Source organism: [Phormidium] sp. LEGE 05292 (assembly GCF_015207735.1).
Lineage (GTDB): Bacteria > Cyanobacteriota > Cyanobacteriia > Cyanobacteriales > Aerosakkonemataceae > Floridanema.
Window position 1 is genome coordinate 16,211 of record NZ_JADEWG010000075.1, and the last position, 16,275, is coordinate 32,485.

The 16,275-nt window shown below is 41.1% G+C and carries 13 protein-coding genes and 1 tRNA gene; 6 read left to right on the top strand and 8 right to left on the bottom strand.

The window, feature by feature from the left end; translation table 11 throughout:
- The first annotated feature begins 59 nt into the window (after positions 1 to 59).
- Positions 60 to 1,439 (top strand): FAD-dependent oxidoreductase, encoded by a 1,380-nt coding sequence (locus tag IQ264_RS19675; protein ID WP_193982504.1) that lies wholly within the window; start codon positions 60 to 62, stop codon positions 1,437 to 1,439.
- A 67-nt stretch (positions 1,440 to 1,506) separates the two neighbouring features.
- Positions 1,507 to 2,139, top strand: coding sequence for a PAP/fibrillin family protein (locus tag IQ264_RS19680; protein ID WP_193982505.1), 633 nt, complete (start codon positions 1,507 to 1,509; stop codon positions 2,137 to 2,139).
- A gap of 76 nt (positions 2,140 to 2,215) precedes the next feature.
- On the opposite strand, the gene IQ264_RS19685 is transcribed toward IQ264_RS19680, so the two are convergent.
- Positions 2,216 to 2,503 carry a hypothetical protein gene (locus IQ264_RS19685; protein ID WP_193982506.1) on the bottom strand — a complete coding sequence of 96 codons (288 nt, stop codon included), beginning with the start codon at positions 2,501 to 2,503 and terminating at the stop codon, positions 2,216 to 2,218.
- Positions 2,504 to 2,788: 285 nt separating this feature from the next.
- Between IQ264_RS19685 and ftsH the strand changes: the two genes are divergently transcribed.
- Positions 2,789 to 4,606 carry an ATP-dependent zinc metalloprotease FtsH gene (gene ftsH / locus IQ264_RS19690; protein ID WP_193982507.1) on the top strand — a complete coding sequence of 606 codons (1,818 nt, stop codon included), beginning with the start codon at positions 2,789 to 2,791 and terminating at the stop codon, positions 4,604 to 4,606.
- 69 nt (positions 4,607 to 4,675) lie between these two features.
- Here ftsH and IQ264_RS19695 read toward each other — a convergent pair whose 3' ends face one another.
- The 4 genes from IQ264_RS19695 to recQ all read right to left on the bottom strand — a co-directional run bounded on the left by IQ264_RS19695 (position 4,676) and on the right by recQ (position 11,393).
- Positions 4,676 to 5,953 carry a dihydrolipoamide acetyltransferase family protein gene (locus IQ264_RS19695; RefSeq protein WP_193982508.1) on the bottom strand — a complete coding sequence of 426 codons (1,278 nt, stop codon included), beginning with the start codon at positions 5,951 to 5,953 and terminating at the stop codon, positions 4,676 to 4,678.
- A 119-nt stretch (positions 5,954 to 6,072) separates the two neighbouring features.
- Entirely contained in the window at positions 6,073 to 6,522 is a 450-nt protein-coding gene (locus tag IQ264_RS19700) for a YlqD family protein (RefSeq protein WP_193982509.1), read from the bottom strand.
- A gap of 234 nt (positions 6,523 to 6,756) precedes the next feature.
- Complete coding sequence (locus tag IQ264_RS19705) at positions 6,757 to 8,751, bottom strand: AMP-dependent synthetase/ligase (protein WP_193982515.1); 1,995 nt, start codon at positions 8,749 to 8,751, stop codon at positions 6,757 to 6,759.
- A 485-nt stretch (positions 8,752 to 9,236) separates the two neighbouring features.
- Positions 9,237 to 11,393: a DNA helicase RecQ gene (recQ, locus tag IQ264_RS19710; protein WP_193982510.1), complete on the bottom strand. Its 2,157-nt coding sequence runs from the start codon at positions 11,391 to 11,393 to the stop codon at positions 9,237 to 9,239.
- Positions 11,394 to 11,625: 232 nt separating this feature from the next.
- Between recQ and IQ264_RS19715 the strand changes: the two genes are divergently transcribed.
- Positions 11,626 to 11,910, top strand: a complete 285-nt coding sequence (locus tag IQ264_RS19715; protein ID WP_193982511.1) for a DUF427 domain-containing protein — start codon at positions 11,626 to 11,628, stop codon at positions 11,908 to 11,910.
- A 271-nt stretch (positions 11,911 to 12,181) separates the two neighbouring features.
- Here the strand turns inward: IQ264_RS19715 and IQ264_RS19720 are convergent, their stop codons facing one another.
- The gene (locus tag IQ264_RS19720) at positions 12,182 to 12,565 is read right to left on the bottom strand and encodes a hypothetical protein (protein WP_193982512.1); all 384 of its coding nucleotides are present in this window, start codon (positions 12,563 to 12,565) and stop codon (positions 12,182 to 12,184) included.
- Positions 12,566 to 13,205: 640 nt separating this feature from the next.
- Here IQ264_RS19720 and IQ264_RS19725 point away from each other — a divergent pair.
- Positions 13,206 to 13,287 (top strand) — tRNA-Leu (locus IQ264_RS19725).
- Between the two features lie 129 nt (positions 13,288 to 13,416).
- Here the strand turns inward: IQ264_RS19725 and IQ264_RS19730 are convergent.
- Together IQ264_RS19730 and acsF are read right to left on the bottom strand one after the other, a co-directional pair.
- The gene (locus IQ264_RS19730; RefSeq protein WP_193982513.1) at positions 13,417 to 14,172 is read right to left on the bottom strand and encodes a hypothetical protein; all 756 of its coding nucleotides are present in this window, start codon (positions 14,170 to 14,172) and stop codon (positions 13,417 to 13,419) included.
- A 248-nt stretch (positions 14,173 to 14,420) separates the two neighbouring features.
- Positions 14,421 to 15,497, bottom strand: a complete 1,077-nt coding sequence (gene acsF / locus IQ264_RS19735) for a magnesium-protoporphyrin IX monomethyl ester (oxidative) cyclase (RefSeq protein ID WP_193982514.1) — start codon at positions 15,495 to 15,497, stop codon at positions 14,421 to 14,423.
- Between the two features lie 206 nt (positions 15,498 to 15,703).
- On the opposite strand from acsF, the gene IQ264_RS19740 reads away from it, so the two are divergent.
- Positions 15,704 to 16,225, top strand: coding sequence for an NINE protein (locus tag IQ264_RS19740; RefSeq protein ID WP_322744756.1), 522 nt, complete (start codon positions 15,704 to 15,706; stop codon positions 16,223 to 16,225).
- Positions 16,226 to 16,275 lie beyond the last annotated feature (50 nt).

Here is a 16,275-nt window from a genome sequence, read left to right on the forward strand (position 1 = left end):
CAAATTGAAAGTGTGTTATACCAAAAATAAAATGGCTTAAAATTAACTGGGAGTCGAGAATGTCTGGAACCGGAAACAGTCATGCAATAGTTATTGGTAGTAGCATATCAGGACTACTCACAGCCAGAGTTTTAGCCAAACACTATGACCAAGTAACAATTGTGGAACGAGATTGCTTACCAGAGCAACCCCAAGCTAGACCAGGAGTTCCCCAAGCTAGCCACGTTCACGCATTACTAACTAGAGGATTAGAAATTCTCCTGCAACTATTTCCTGGTTTAGAAGCCGAGTTAGTCGCAGCCGGAGCAGTTAGAGTAGATTGGATAAATGACTGGTTATTGTATGGAATTTGGGGTTTGGCACCCAGGTTTGCTTCTGGGGTACAAAGTTATACTTGCAGCCGTCATTTACTAGAGTGGTTAATCCGTCGTCGCCTCAAAGAATTCCAAAACATACGATGGCAAGAAGCAACTCAAGTGACAGAGTTATTGTTTGATGTAAATCAATCTAAGGTAATTGGAGTTAAGCTCCGCAGCCGGAATCAAGCTAAAACAGAAAATGATAATTTGCCAGAGTTAGAAGCCGAACTAGTTGTGGATGCTACAGGTCGTAATTCTTCATTACCCAAATGGTTAGAGATTAATGGCTACGATTCACCACAAGAAACAGTAATTAATTCCTTTTTAGGTTATGCCAGTCGTTGGTATCAACAAACAGAAAACAGTGAATTTGACTGTCAAGGAATAATTATTTCCGCACAACCACCAAAACAAAAACGTGGAGGCGTAATCTATCCAGTAGAAGGAAACCGTTGGGTAGTCACATTATCTGGTATTGCTCGTGATTATCCACCAAATGATGAAGCGGGATTTTTAGAATTTGCTCGTAGTCTCCAGAGTCCGATAATCTACGAAACAATCAAAAATGCTCAACCTTTGTCGGAAATTTATAGTTTTCGAGCTACAGAAAATCGGCTGCGTCACTATGAGAAATTATCTAAATATCCAGAGGGATTGCTAGCAGTAGGAGATGCGGTGTGTGCGTTCAATCCTGTTTATGGTCAGGGGATGACGGTGGCTGCTATTGGTGCGTTAACTTTGGATGAATGTTTGAGCCGCAAACATAGCCGTAACTATCACCTGAGCCGAGATTACTATAAACAACTAGCGCAACAGTTACAAATACCTTGGCTGATGGCTACAGGTGAGGATTTGCGTTGGTCAACTACTAGCGGTGGACAACTCAATGCTATGTCTCGATTTATCCAAGGTTACATAGATCAAGTGATGCGTTTGGGAGTCGATTCTCCACAATTACATCAAAGATTTATACAAATTGCTCATCTGGTTAAGCCTCCAAGTGCTTTATTTGCACCACCGATTCTTTTGCAAGTTTTGTTAAGTTTTTCCCGCGAACGGATGAGACTACATAAGGAATAATGGTTGATTATTAGCCCTTTTTCCAGAATGATAAATATTGTAGGTTTCAACAGCTAGGTGTTAACTCTTGAATAATCAACTCTTGTTAAAAGAAAAATTATTTGCTGCGCTTGATTTGATTCCAAGTCACAAAGATGGCTCTCCTGTTACCAATGTGCAGCTAGACAAAAGTAAGGCAGCAGAAATCGAAGATTTGACCAGCCAATTAGAAAGTTGCAATCCTCATCCCCATCCTCTGGTAAATGCTATCTCTTTACTGGACGGAAGTTGGCAATTGCAGTACTCCACTGCTAGAGAAATTAGGTCTTTGGTTTCTCTCCCTTTGGGATTAACGCTGGGTAAAGTTTATCAAGTAATTAATGTTAGCAACAAACAGTTTTTTAACGTGGCTTTTGTCAAACATTCTTTGGGACTGTTATCAGGATATGTGAGAGTGACAGCTAGTTTTGAGCCTGCACTCGATGATTCATCACAATTACCAGACAAACGCATTAATGTTTATTTTGACAAACGCTATTTGTCGATCGATAAAATTATTGGGATTAATACGCCTCAACTCGACCCCTTTAAGGTTGTAAAAGCTTTTAATCCGGTTGGTCGAGTTGCGACTCTTGATATTACTTACTTGGATGAAGATTTCCGCATAGGACGTGGCGGAGATGGTAGTTTGTTTGTTCTCAAAAAATCCGACTTTAAATAATCTGCTAATGCTTGCAAGGGTGAGGTAGGATCGCTACTCCTGAGTAAAATGTTAGTATCTAGCAGATAAGTGGTCATTAATCGTAGATATTCTCCCGTCGCAGGGCTTCATCTGGCAGATTAACTCCACCTTTATGACTTTGTACCCACTGCATTAATCGTTCAGCCCGTTCTTCAGGGGTAGCAGTTGCCCAAAATGGTTGCGCTGGGGGAACGGGGGACAGGATTAAGCGATATTGCTTGGCAACGCTGTCGGAAACGCTTTCTACCTCAACCACAAAGCGGGTATTGGGTTTAATTGCCTGTAAAATCTCGGCAGGTAATTGTAAGGTGCCTGATGCACTCACTTCAACAATCGAAGACATGGCGATCGCCTCCTAAGAATTAACAAAGTGTCTGTTTAGAGCTGATACTTCTTAGTATCATTATCTTAGGTGCTTTTTGATGAATCTGTCCTGATTTCTTGGCTAAAAAATTCACTTAATTGAAGCTACGAACCAGAAAGGAGTAATAACCGTCTCATTAGCCTACCCTTCGGAAAACACTAAAAAGATTGGTGTATTCTCATCTGTCATCTTTAAAACTATTACAGGAGAATCAATACTAGTAAGAAGTCTGGATGAGATAAGTAATTCTATTTCCGGCTTCTGATGTTCCTTTCTCTGGAAATTGGTTCTATGAAGACGGAAACTCGTTCAGCAGCAACTTACAACACATTTATCGAACAGGTAGAATCCAACCAAGTTCAACGGGTAATTATTAAACCCGATCTTCCCCAAGGAAGAACTACTTCCCATCGCATTGAATACACTGTTAAATCTGGATTTGATACTCAACATTACTACACTAATTTCACTGGAAATACAGAAGAACTGACTAATTTATTGCACAGTCATAGTGTAGATTTTATTATTCCTAAAAACTCCGAAACTGCCGCAGGTATAGTGGGTTTACTCCTTTCTACTGGGGTACTCATGGGTCTGTTTGCATGGCTGCTAAAATTCACCAACACAGGCGGTGGTAGCATCGGTGTGGGCATGGGTGTAGGCAAAAGTAACGCACGGGTCTACAATCGGGGCAAAACTGGAACTACTTTCGCGGATGTTGCAGGTGTGGATGAGGCGAAGCAAGAACTGCAAGAAGTGGTTGATTTCCTAGCTAATGGGGAAAAATATCGCAAGATTGGGGCGAAAATTCCTAAAGGAGTCCTTTTAGTTGGCCCTCCGGGTACTGGGAAGACTTTGCTTGCGAAAGCTGTTGCAGGTGAAGCTGGTGTCCCTTTCTTGAATATGTCCGGTTCTGAGTTTGTGGAAGTTTTCGTAGGTGTGGGTGCTTCACGGGTGCGCGATTTGTTTAATAAAGCTAAAAGACAGGCTCCTTGCATTATCTTTATTGATGAACTGGATGCGATCGGCAAAACTCGCAGCGCCGGGATGCCCAATGGCGGTAATGACGAACGAGAACAGACTTTGAACCAATTATTGACAGAAATGGACGGTTTTAATGGTAATGATGGTGTTATCGTGATTGCAGCCACTAATCGTCCCGAAATCCTTGACCCAGCTTTACGTCGTCCTGGTCGTTTCGATCGCCAAGTGTTAGTCGATCGTCCTGATAAAAGCGGTAGATTGGAGATATTGAAGGTTCATGCCCGTGCGATCGCTCTGGGTGAAGATGTAAATTTAGAGGTAATTGCTGCTCAAACGGCTGGTTTTGTTGGTGCTGATTTAGCTAATTTGGTTAATGAAGCGGCTTTGATGGCTGCACGCAATAATCGTCAAACGGTTTTGATGGCAGATTTTTCTGAGGCTATCGAACGGGTAATTGCTGGATTGGAAAAACGTTCTCGAATTCTTACCCCAACTGAGCGACAAACTGTAGCTTATCACGAAGTCGGTCATGCTTTGGTGGGCGCACTGATGCCTGGTGGTGATAAGGTGACGAAAATATCAATTGTGCCTCGTGGATTGGGGGCTTTGGGTTATACTTTGCAAATGCCAGAAGACGATCGCTTTTTGATGCTTGAAGATGAGTTGCGGGGAAAACTGGCGACTTTGTTGGGTGGGCGATCGGCTGAGGAGATTATTTTTGGTAAGGTTTCTACAGGCGCTAGTGATGATATTCAAAAGGCGACGGATCTAGCCGAACGTGCGGTGACGCAGTATGGTATGAGTAGTGTTCTTGGGCCGATCGCTTTTGAAAAGAATGCCGCGCAGTTTCTGGAAGGGGGTAGTTCTCGACGGGCGATTAGTACAGAGGTGGCTACGGAGATCGATCGGCAAGTCAAACAAAACATTGATAAAGCTCACGATCTAGCACTAGAAATTCTGCAACTTAATCGTGGTTTGTTGGAGTATACTACTCAACTTTTGTTAGAAAAAGAAGTGTTAGAAGGTGAAGAATTGCAAAGGATTTTAGCTCAAGTAAAAGCACCAGATGAATTGAATGCCTGGTTGATGAAAGGTTAAGATTGTTTCTCAAAATCCTTAATTTAAAATCGAATTCCCCCCAAAAAACAGGGGGGAATTACTTAGTTTTTACAGGGTTAAAGATTGGGCATCTTTTTCAATTAATTTTGCCAAATCTTGTAAGAATGCGGCAGCATGAGAACCGTAAATAATCCGGTGATCGGCGGTAATATTTACCTGCATTTGCTGTTTAACGCCCAACATTCCATCAGCAGTTGCTACTACTTGAGGACGGGAAGCACCGATCGCTAAAATTGCTCCTTGTCCTGGTGGTAAAATCGCATCGAAGCGATCGACACCAAACATTCCCAAGTTGGAAAGGGTGAAAGTTCCAGAGTTATATTCTTGGGGTTGGAGTTGTTTGGCGCGAGAGCGATCGACCAAATCTTTCCAACTGCGCGACAAGGAATAAATATCTAATTTGTCCGCATTTTGCAACACTGGCGTAATTAAACCACCATCATCCATTGCTACTGCAACAGCAACATTAATTGCTGAATTATACTGAATTCCTTGATCGGTATAACTCGCATAAAGCAATGGGTGTTTTTGCAATGTCACTGCTACAGCTTTGGCTAACAAAGCCGTCATTGTCACACCTTTGGACTTAATCTGTTTGTAGAGTTTGTCCAAATTATCAGTAGTAATGGTGTAACCAACGTGGAAGGTAGGCACTGATAAGCTGGCTACCATGTTCCGCACCACCGCATTTTGCAGCGTGGTAAAGCCTACGACTTGACCGGGAACCGCAGGAAGTGCGGGTGCGGGTGCAGGTCTAGCAGCGGGTGCAGGTGCGGGTGTAAAGGTGGGAACTGTGGGTGCTGCGGCTGCGGGGGCGGGTGCTTTTCCGGCTGCGGCTTCTACATCTTCTGCTACAATCCGACCGTGAGGGCCGCTACCTTGGAGACTGTTTAAATCTACTTTCAGTTCTTTGGCTAGTTTCCGGGCGCGAGGAGAAACTACGATTCTATCGCTACCACGTCCTGCACCATTGGAAGTTGCTGCGGCTACAGCTACAGGTTCAGGTTGTTTTGCAGGTGCGGGAGTTGGTGCAGCTGCTTGAGTGGTTTTACCTGCTGCTTGTTGTTTGGCTGTTTCTATTTCCGCTTCGGTTTCTGCGACTAAGGCGATCGCTGCACCCACAGGCGCAACTCCACCCGCTTCTACAATAATGGTGGCTAAGTATCCTCCATAGAAGGATTCCACATCCATATCTGCTTTATCTGATTCCACCACCACCACTGTTTCGCCTTTTTCAATCTTGTCCCCGGTAGATTTTACCCAGGAAACAATCTTGCCTTCGGTCATTGTGGAACTGAGGGCGGGCATGAAAACTTCGTGAATCATTGCTAATTCTTACTTGCTAATTACTAATTGACATTGGTCAACCTATTTTAGATTTTCAATTTCTGATTTTCGATTAAATCTAAAATCCAAAATCCAAAATTGACTGATGATTTTTAATCCTAAATATCACCGCGAATTTCTTCTACTACTCCGTCGCGTAGCAGAATTTCTACCTGCCATTTATCCAGTAAATTGTCTCCCAATTCCACAGTGAAAATGCTTTCAATTGTACCTTGACTCACTTCTTGGTTGAGTTCCAATAATTGCACTTGTTGGAGTTGTTGCAGGGATTGATTTTTCTGTTCTAGCAATTCGCTTTTTCTTTGATTGACCTGACTTTGAATGTTGTCTATTTGTTGAATTATTTGAGGGCCTGGGGGCTGAATACTTTGCTTTTGCAGTTCAGTAATTGCCCTTTGTCCTTGTACTTCTAACTGTTGCAATTGCTGATCTAGTTGATTGAGTTGTCCTTGGAGTTGTTGTTGTGCCTCTTCCTTCCAACGAGGAGTCACAATGGCTTTAATGTTAATTGGGCGCTTTAGGAGGAGTTGATTTTTGGGAATATCCATGACTAGATTTAACTTTTGTTGTGGTTAAGGAGCGATGTTTCATCAGTAGAAGTTAAAGGAAAATTGCAAATACATTTAAAGTTTTAATTTGCATTTTTACCTGCAATGTGCATTTTAATTGTTCAAGGCGAAAGAGTGAAATAGGCTGTTTTCTACTTCACCCTTTATTTTGCCGTATGCGAGGATTTACCCGACAATTGCCCAGTAAGTCCTTGTAACTTCTCACTGATGTTTTTAGAACATCCCGTCGATCATATCGCGATAGCGTTCCATCACGACAGGTCGGCGGACTTTCAATGTTTGAGTTAACATTCCATTCTCGATCGAAAATGGTTCCTCAAGCAATCTAAAAGGGCCAATGCGATCGTCTGGACGGAAACCAGGACGGTTTTGCACTTCGCGAGTCAGTTCTTTGCGGAACAATTCTTGCACAATCTTACTATCGAGTTTGATTTGTTCGCGGGAAGCGGAGAAGGTTTCGTTAGGTAGCACTAATTGTAAGTTTTGCGAATCTGCCCATTGCTTGAGGGCTTCCATGTTTGGCACAATTAAGGCACCAAGCGATCGCTGATCCTGCCCAACTAACATGATCTGATCGATATAGACACTACGCAAACAAGCATCTTCAATTGGTTGGGGTTCAATGTTTTCGCCGTTGGTCAGGACGATCGTATCTTTCTGTCTTCCAGTGAGCACCAAATCGTTATTTTCTGTTAACCAACCCAAGTCACCACTATCAAACCAACCTTCAGGATCGATCGCTTTTTTCGTAGCTTCCGGGTTCTTATAATATCCTTGCATAACCTGTGGCCCCCGCAGCAACACAATCCCAGTTTGACCCACAGGTAAAGGTTGGCGAGTTTCTGGATCGACTATTTTCGTCTCCGTACCGGGAATACCTTGTCCCGCAGAACCTCTGATATTGTGCCAATAACGACGGGCGTGAGTAACAGGGGAAGTTTCAGTTAAACCATATCCCACTAATATTTCCAACCCAACAATTTGATAGAAGTTTTCCAAGTGCATTGCCAAGGAACCACCACCACTGATAAAGTATTTCATCCTCCCGCCAGTAGCTTCCCTAACAGTTTTATATACTAGTTTTTCCCCTAAAAAGTGTAAAGGCCAATAAATAATTGCTTGCAGTCCTCCTAATAGTTTTTCACCCAATGCAGGCGGGTGAGGTTTTAATACTAAACCTTGCCAAATTCGCTTTCCTTGAATGTAACGCTGGCTAAATTCAAACAGGTTATTAACTAATTTTTGCTTATTCGCTGGTTGTTCCCGAAATTTCTTTTGCACTCCTTCATACACTGATTCTAAAAGTCGGGGAACACCGATCATATATTGCGGTTTAAATTCTTTGAAGTCTTGTTTAATATGACGAATGCTGGTATAAATTTGGTGACAACCTTGAGACAATACAAAATATTCCGCCGTCCGTCCAAAAGTGTGCCAAGTGGGAAGAATGGAAAGGGCAATATCTCCCACATGAGGTTGGATAATTGCGCCCAAGGTTGTAAGTTGATGTAGTAAATTTCCGTGAGTTAGTCTTACGCCTTTGGGTTTTCCAGTGGTTCCAGAGGTGTAAAGTAAAGTGGCGAGGGTGTGGTGATTTTGATTAGCTGGTTTTAATTCTTGAGATGTCCCAGCTGCCATTACTTGAGAAAAGTTGAGAACTTTGATTTCTCCAAAAGTTTCCAGTTTTTCATCTGTGAGTAGGACTATCAGTTGGATGGGGAATTTTAAAAGGCGATCGCCTAATTTTTTCAGCGTCTTTTGATCTTCTACTACTAAAACTGTACTACCGCTATGCTCGATAATATAAAGTAATTCTTCGGTTTCCGCAGCAGAACTACGAACTACATCTGCTGCCCCAGCCATCATAATACCTTGGTCAGCAATCATCCACCGATAACTATTGTCAGAAATTAGGGCGACACGGGGAGGATCTCCTGAATCATCACTCTCTACTAATGACAATAAGCCATTGGCTTGCAATCCAGCAGCAAATTGCTGAATTTGCTGGTAAAGTTGGGGGTACGTAAGTATAACTTCTGGCTTACTGTGTGGATCGTGTAAAGCGATCGCATTGGCAAATTTTTGGGCTGCGATCGACCAAATTTCCGGCAAAGATTGGGCAAAAGAGTAATCTACAACGAGTTTTAGCTTTTCCCTTTCTAGATCGGACATTCTGTAAGAACTGGCAGAAGTAGCAGGATTTTTCATAGTCATTTCTTTAACCACTGACGCTTTCACCATAACTCTTAGCTAGGTTATTTTAGCGATGAACTGTAGACAGAATCTCTTTTGTCTATCCAAATTCCCGATCGTTCATGCACACAGAGTCTATTGTTTAGCTTAACTTATATGATTCACAAGTAATCCAAAATCCATTTTTGCGCCGCTCTCTCGGTTTTGAGATAAAAATAATACTGTAAGGATTTTTATCAAGAGGGCAATGAATATGACATTAACAGATTGTCTAGTGCTGACTTTAGTAAACACCATCATCTGCATTACTTTGCCCAGAGTATTGTCATTTGTTAAATCCAATCAAGGTGAAAGCACAGTAAATGTAAACTAATGTTGCGACAACAATTATTAATCCATACAAACTGTAGAGATGTTTTATGAAACGTCTCTACAGTCAATTTTATTAATTGTTACTATAGACTAAATACAATGTATATAAAAACACTTTTGCCAGATATCTATTTTTTATGCTGGTTTTTCCATAAAGCCCGAACTACGCGAATTTCTCCATAACTAAATTCTTCTTGCAAATACTCATAAATTGGCTTTAACATTTCCACAGTACGAATTTCTTCCATTGCTTGCCAGATAATTTTTTGTCGTTTAGGAGAAACTAATTTATCTATATCTACCGTTTCTCCCATTTCCCACAATTCTGTTAAATGTCCGAAAATAGTAGAAGATTTAAGATTACGTTGTTGGGCAATTTCTTCCACAGTCAAACCTTGCTGAAATAAGTGTAAACTCATTAATTGAGTTGTGGATGGTGATAGGGTTTCTATTTTCTCATCACTAGCTACTGATAAACCTTGTTCTTGACGATAAGCACGAATTTCTTTCAGAAAAACCGACCCATATTGGGAGAGTTTACTGCTACCAACTCCCGACAGTTCTCCGAATGCTAGTAAAGTTTCCGGTTGAACTTGCGCCATTAACTTCAAAGTAGAATCATGAAAAATTACATAAGGGGGAACACCTTGATCGTCAGCAAGTTTTTTCCGCAGAACACGCAGCCTTTCATATAATACTTCCATCCCGGCTTTTTTCAGGTTTTTCTCTTCTAGAGTTACTTTCTTTTGCGTTGGCATTGCGAGAAAAACTTGCCGTTGTCGGCGCATGACTTCCCAACTTAAGGCATTAAGTTTGAGGATAGCATAACCATCTGTACTCTGTTCTAATATACCTTGGTGAATTAGCGATCGGCCCAAGAACTTCCATTCATCAGCAGTTTTATCTTTCCCAATTCCATAAGTAGAAAGTTCATTATGCTTATTTTGTAAAATTTTCTGATTTTTAGAACCCCGCAATACATCAATAATATAATTCATCCCAAACCTTTCTTTACACCTAGCGACACAAGAGAGAAACTTCATCGCTTCAATTGTCCAATCTTCCACAGGTTTGGGATTAGCGCAATTATCGCATTTCCCACAATTTCCCGCAAAATATTCCCCAAAATAACTTAACTGAATTGTCCGCCGACAGTCCGTTCCTTCCGCATAATCAATCATTCTCCGTAACTGCTGACGGGCGATCATTTGTTCTTGTTCATCGCTTTTTTGGTCGATTCCCCATTCAATCTTTTTAATATCACCATAACTAAAATAAATGGTACAATGAGCAGATTCCCCATCTCTTCCCGCCCTACCAGCTTCTTGATAATAACTTTCGATATTTCGGGGTAAATCATAGTGAATTACTAACCGGACATCCGGTTTATTAATTCCCATGCCAAAAGCAATGGTGGCAACGATTACTTGCACATCATCTCGAATAAACCGAGTTTGATTATCGCTGCGTTCTTCATCACTTAAACCTGCATGATAAGGCAAAGCATTCACGCCATCTTTTTGCAATCTAAAAGTTAAATCGTCAACAGTTTTACGACTGAGACAATAAATAATTACTGACCCTTTGGCTTGCCGAATTTGTACTAATAATTCCGTATAGCTACTTTTTGCTTTGGGACGAACTTCGTAATAAAGATTATGCCGATTAAAACTAGCAATATGAATAAAAGGATCTTGTAAATGTAACTGTTGAATAATATCTTGACGAACTCTCTCGGTAGCGGTAGCAGTTAACGCCATTACTGGCAAATCGGGATAACGTTTACGCAACAATTTTAACTGTCGATATTCAGGACGAAAATCATGTCCCCACTCGGAAACACAGTGCGCTTCATCAATAGCAAAACCTGCAATTCCTACTTGATGCTGCACTAAATCTAAAAATGGTAAAAACTTTTCACTTAATAACCTTTCCGGGGCAACATAAAGTAATTTAGTCTGACCATTGCGAATACTTTCCTCTCGATGTCGCACTTGCCATCCATTCAAACTACTATTGAGGAAAGTCGCCGAAATCCCATTATTTCGTAATGCCTCCACTTGGTCTTGCATCAGTGAAATCAGCGGCGAAACTACCACTGTTACACCCTTTTTTAACATGGCTGGAAGTTGAAAGCAAAGAGATTTGCCGCCGCCAGTTGGCATGATAATTAACGAGTCTTGGTTTTTTAAAGCTTGTTGGACAATTTGCTTTTGTCCAGGGCGAAAGCTATCGTAACCAAAATAGTGTTTGAGTGCCTTTTCCAGGGTGGGAAACTGAGACATGATTTAATCAGTAGTGCGCTGATAATAGTACAAGAAGGCAGAAGGCAAAGGGCTCCAAGGCAGAAGGAAAGAAGGGTTGTAAAACAGGCTTTACACCTGTTTTTAACTGTATAGTTATTTCTGCCTGGGTAGATTGGGAATTTTTAGGATTATCGCTGGACAGGGATGATTTTATCAGCGATTAGTTTATCCTAATAATTGTACTGGTAATTTAGCAAGGGAAAAATCACAGATGCCGAAAGCAGTTTGGAATGGTGCTATTTTAGCAGAGAGCGATCGCACTGAGGTAGTCGAAGGAAACCACTACTTCCCCCCCGAAGCGATTAACAAAGACTATTTTAAAGATAGCGAGACTCACACTACTTGTCCTTGGAAAGGTGTCGCCAGTTACTACTCTATTGAAGTAGACGGACAAGTAAACAAAGATGCTGCTTGGTACTATCCCCAAACTAAAGATGCCGCCAAAAAAATTCAAGGTTATGTGGCATTTTGGAAAGGCGTGAAAGTGGAAGCATAATCTTAAAAAACAAAACAAAAACCAAAATTTGTACCTGTAGGGGCGGGTTTAGCCAAAATTTCTATCATCCCAACCAAAAAATTCCCAACAAAACCCGCCCTCATAAAATTTTGCCTTTTTAGAGGCGGGTTTTGTTTTCATTCTTTGGTTGTGAACCCCTAGATTAAGGGCGGGTTTTGTGGTTAATTCCTCTGCTGCGATCGCACAATTGTCTGCTAAACCCGCCCCGACAATCAAGTTTTTCCCAGTCCCCAGTCGATGGCAGTCCCTTTTATTCGGCTAAATCCAATTTTAATTCGACTCTGTTAGTATCATTTCGCTCATTTTCTCGGAAAGGTACAGCGTTAATTGATTGGGGAGTTTGTCGATTAATTTGTAATTCTGCATCATTCCCCACTTGTAATGGGTTTCGACTGCCTTTTTTGGTCATCTGATAGCTTTCATTAATTCGGCTAGCTGAGGCATTTCCGCCAAAGAATTGGCGATAGTCACCTTCTACTGTGCGAGTTTCAATTCCTTCTAAAGAGTCACCTGATAAGGTAAAATCATCCGTTGGTTGATTGGATATTGTCGGAGACTGTGCTTGTACTGATCTTGCTAAGACAATACTGGTAGAGGCTAAAACTAGTAAAGTACTTGGAATGATGGTTTTCATTATTTTGAACCCAATTAAAGTTGGTTTTTGTTCGGGTTTTAAAATTTATTTATTTCTCTTTTTATCTTATAATACCTGTAATTAATAAGTAGTCATGTTCTATACTAACAATTTTTAATTTATAGAAATATAATTTAAAATAAGTGTCAGTAGTATGTGGGGTTGGTAATGAATGTTTAAGGTATGCACTAACGTGATTACGGCAATTCTTATTAATAAAAAAATCGGTAACAGCTATTGGTATTGCTAATTTGTTGGTGATGAGAACTAAGCTAAAAAGGGAACAAGCGGCTTTAAAGTTTTTGGAATATGTTTTAGTTCAGGTAAGTCGCTGCAAAAACCTGCGGAACTCTCCGGGAATTTATACTCATAAGAAACACATTTGCTCAAACTCTTGTACATTGTGTTTCTTTCATCTATTGTGGGTGTTTCTTCGCGCCTTTTGGGGGCTCGGACTTTGCAGCAAAGGAGGTTGAATCTCCTTCACTCGTTGACTCGTTCCCAGATTCAACCTGGGAACGAAAAACAGGAGCTATTGCCTCTTGGTGCAAGATCTCAGTTATAGTTGCTGTTGGTTCACTTAAGAAAAGAAATCTGCTATACTGATTTATTGTGTGAATCTGTTAATATAGAGATTCAAGCGGATGTGGCGGAATTGGCAGACGCGCCAGATTTAGGTTCTGGTTTCGCAAGAAGTGAAGGTTCAAGTCCTTTCATCCGCATATTTTTTGTATGTTACAAGCAGTTACCGCGATAAACAGTGGTAACTGCTTCAATATTAGGTAGATGGCAAACTGATTTCAATTTGCCAGCAGCTTTGCCAAACCTACCCTTTCTTCAATTTCGGGGAATTATAGCATCCATTCCAAAACGATCGCTAATCGGTTATCCTTTCTTTGTCTAGCATTCTGTTTCTGAAAATCTGTAGATAAGCGAATATTTTGGGTTAAAGCATAGCCTACAGAAATAGTAGTCAACCCCACCTCTTCACTAGTACCGGGAGACACCCAACTTTGAGTTAAAGAAACATCGCCTGCGCCAGTGCGAGAAAACACAAACAGCAGCTTTGCGCCAACATTTAGACCACTAGTATTGTATCTGTCAGTATCTATGTAACGATAGCCAACTACCGGGGCAATATTAATGTAACCACCCAAAGGCAAAATATAGTAACGTAAATCTCCACCGTAAAGAGTGTAATCACCATCAAAGGAAGTGTTATACTCGCCGCTTAAAGTTAACCCAGTTTTTCCCAAAAATATATCTTCTACTCCGACTTTAATTCCTGAAGAGCGATCGTCAGAAGTATACTGAGAATAACCTAACCGCAACCTTGTCCGAAAACTAGGGTCGTTTTTAATACTCTCCAAAACATTAGGAACTTTCCGCATCCAGCGCCGCAATACCGGGCTATTTTCAATAATTTCTGGGCTTAATTCTAAATCTCTCGCTGACGAATTAGGCGTTGCAGGTTCTGGAGTTTGGGGAGTTTCCTGAGTAGGCGGAGTTTCGGGAGTTGGTTGAGTTTCTGGAGTTTGTCCCCAAGCAGGTGTCGCTGTCAGAGTTAAGCAACTGCTAATTAATAGAAACCAGTAATTTAATTTCATCTTGTACAAATTTTCAGAGGTAAGTAGTTAGTAGTTGGTAGGGGTAATTTAAGAAATTAGATTGAAGATTTTTGACAGGAATTATAACAGATTTATTCTGATTACCAAATTCCCATTATCGACTACCCACCTACCCACTACCAAACACCCAATTAACTGAAGGCTATAAATACATTACTGTATTCTTGCAAAAAAAACGGTTCCGCTAGTAGCAGAACCGCCATAATCAAGGAGCAACTAATGAAAGATTATTTGACTGTTCCTTGCAAAGACATTACATCAATTGGTTTCATGAAATACAGTCGTAACAGTTGCCAACCGTTAGAAATGTACAAAGGCAATTTCCGCAACAATTGCAGGAATTTAGGCTGATTGGAGTTAACAATTTCAGTCAGCTTGGCATTGTTCTTAACACAAACATCCAAACGCTCATAGAATTCTGGATTATTGACATCCAACATTACTGGGAAGACTCTTCCAGCTGTTTCGTTAGTCTTTTCAATCACGTAGATATCATAATCCCGTGCATTTAGACCAATTGCGGCATAAAAGTCAGCCCGCTGGATATCATTGAGGTACATGGTAGCAAACACCGACAGTAGGAAGAACCGACACCAGAGTTTCGCTTTCCAGTCGTTCAAAGTGTCCGGTTGTGCTTTCATTACCGCATCAAAGAAGTCGCCGTGACGGTTTTCATCCTGACACCAGTTTTCAAAGAAGCGGAAAATGGGATAAACTCTGTCTTCTGGATGGGCTTCTAAGTGACGGTAAATGGTGATATAGCGCCAGTAACCAATCTTTTCAGAAAGGTAGGTAGCGTAGAAAATGAATTTTGGTTTGAAGAAGGTGTATTTCCGGCTTTTTGTGAGGAATCCTAAGTCTAAGGACAGGTTAAAGTCAGACAGCGCCTTGTTGAGAAAACCTGCGTGACGCGCTTCATCCCGCGACATCAGGTTAAAGCATTCTGCCAAAACCGGACTTTTATCTTTCAAGCGTCTTCCTAGTTCCTTGTAAAGTAGGAATCCAGAAAACTCAGCAGTACAGGAACGTTCTAGGAACTCAACGAACAACTTGCGAGTTTCCCCGTCGATATGTTCCCAGGATTGTTCAAATTCTGCATCCCGGACAAAGTGATGGCGATTATAGTCAACGCGGAACTCTTCTAAAATCGCTTTCAGTTCGTCTTCGTTGGGTGAGATGTCCATCCGCGCCATTTCGTCAAAGTCGGTTGTATAAAACCGAGGCGTGAGGATGGTTTCTTTAGCAGGAACTTTTATTCCTGGCCGTAATTCTTCAAAACTGGGTTTCTTAAGGGAATCTACCATAGGTGTCTCTAGTTTTTGATCTAGTTAAGATCGATCGTTGCCTCAGATGCGACGCTTTATCAACTATGGGTTTTAGTCTACCAAGGTATTGGCTGGATTAGATGAGCGATCGCATTAAGACTTGCAACAATGTATCAAGTTTTGTTACAAATAATCGCTACTCCAGGTATACAAACACTCAATAACAAAATAACTATCATAAAAAAATGGACAATCACAAAGTAACTAATTCAGCAATGAATAGCGTTAACAGTAATATTGGTAATAATGTTGGCACTAGCTACATACTTTGGCTAGCTTGCTTGCTACAACTACACGGTTTACACCGCATCTATAATCGCAAAATGTTCACAGGCGTTATCTGGCTATGTACATTTGGCTTATTTGGAGTTGGACAATTTATTGATTTATTCCTAATTCCCGGAATGGTAGAAGAGCATAACTTAAAATTCCGAGGAAAATTCGGTTATGCACCCAATGGAATACCATTAAATCAACCAGCAGTTTCCCAAACTCTTCCTTTAAACCGCGATCAATTAATGGTGAAACTAGTCAAAGCTGCATCTGCCAGAGGAGGTAAACTTTCGGTTACTCAAGCAGTTATGGATACAGGTATGACTTTTTCGGAAATAGAAGGCGCTTTATTGCAATTAGTAAAAGCTGGTTATGTAAGAATTGATAACGATCCCGTTACTGGTGTTGTAGTTTACGATTTTGTCGAACTTTGAGAGGGCAGAGGACAAGGGGACAAGGGGACAAGGGGACAAGGGGACAAGGG

Coding starts and splice junctions, on each gene's coding strand:
- recQ (WP_193982510.1), bottom strand. CDS start 11,393: ATGTCTCAGTTTCCCACCCTGGAAAAGGCACTCAAACACTATTTTGGT.
- IQ264_RS19715 (WP_193982511.1), top strand. CDS start 11,626: ATGCCGAAAGCAGTTTGGAATGGTGCTATTTTAGCAGAGAGCGATCGC.
- IQ264_RS19730 (WP_193982513.1), bottom strand. CDS start 14,172: ATGAAATTAAATTACTGGTTTCTATTAATTAGCAGTTGCTTAACTCTG.
- IQ264_RS19720 (WP_193982512.1), bottom strand. CDS start 12,565: ATGAAAACCATCATTCCAAGTACTTTACTAGTTTTAGCCTCTACCAGT.
- acsF (WP_193982514.1), bottom strand. CDS start 15,497: ATGGTAGATTCCCTTAAGAAACCCAGTTTTGAAGAATTACGGCCAGGA.
- IQ264_RS19705 (WP_193982515.1), bottom strand. CDS start 8,751: ATGAAAAATCCTGCTACTTCTGCCAGTTCTTACAGAATGTCCGATCTA.
- IQ264_RS19675 (WP_193982504.1), top strand. CDS start 60: ATGTCTGGAACCGGAAACAGTCATGCAATAGTTATTGGTAGTAGCATA.
- ftsH (WP_193982507.1), top strand. CDS start 2,789: ATGTTCCTTTCTCTGGAAATTGGTTCTATGAAGACGGAAACTCGTTCA.
- IQ264_RS19685 (WP_193982506.1), bottom strand. CDS start 2,503: ATGTCTTCGATTGTTGAAGTGAGTGCATCAGGCACCTTACAATTACCT.
- IQ264_RS19740 (WP_322744756.1), top strand. CDS start 15,704: ATGGACAATCACAAAGTAACTAATTCAGCAATGAATAGCGTTAACAGT.
- IQ264_RS19700 (WP_193982509.1), bottom strand. CDS start 6,522: ATGGATATTCCCAAAAATCAACTCCTCCTAAAGCGCCCAATTAACATT.
- IQ264_RS19695 (WP_193982508.1), bottom strand. CDS start 5,953: ATGATTCACGAAGTTTTCATGCCCGCCCTCAGTTCCACAATGACCGAA.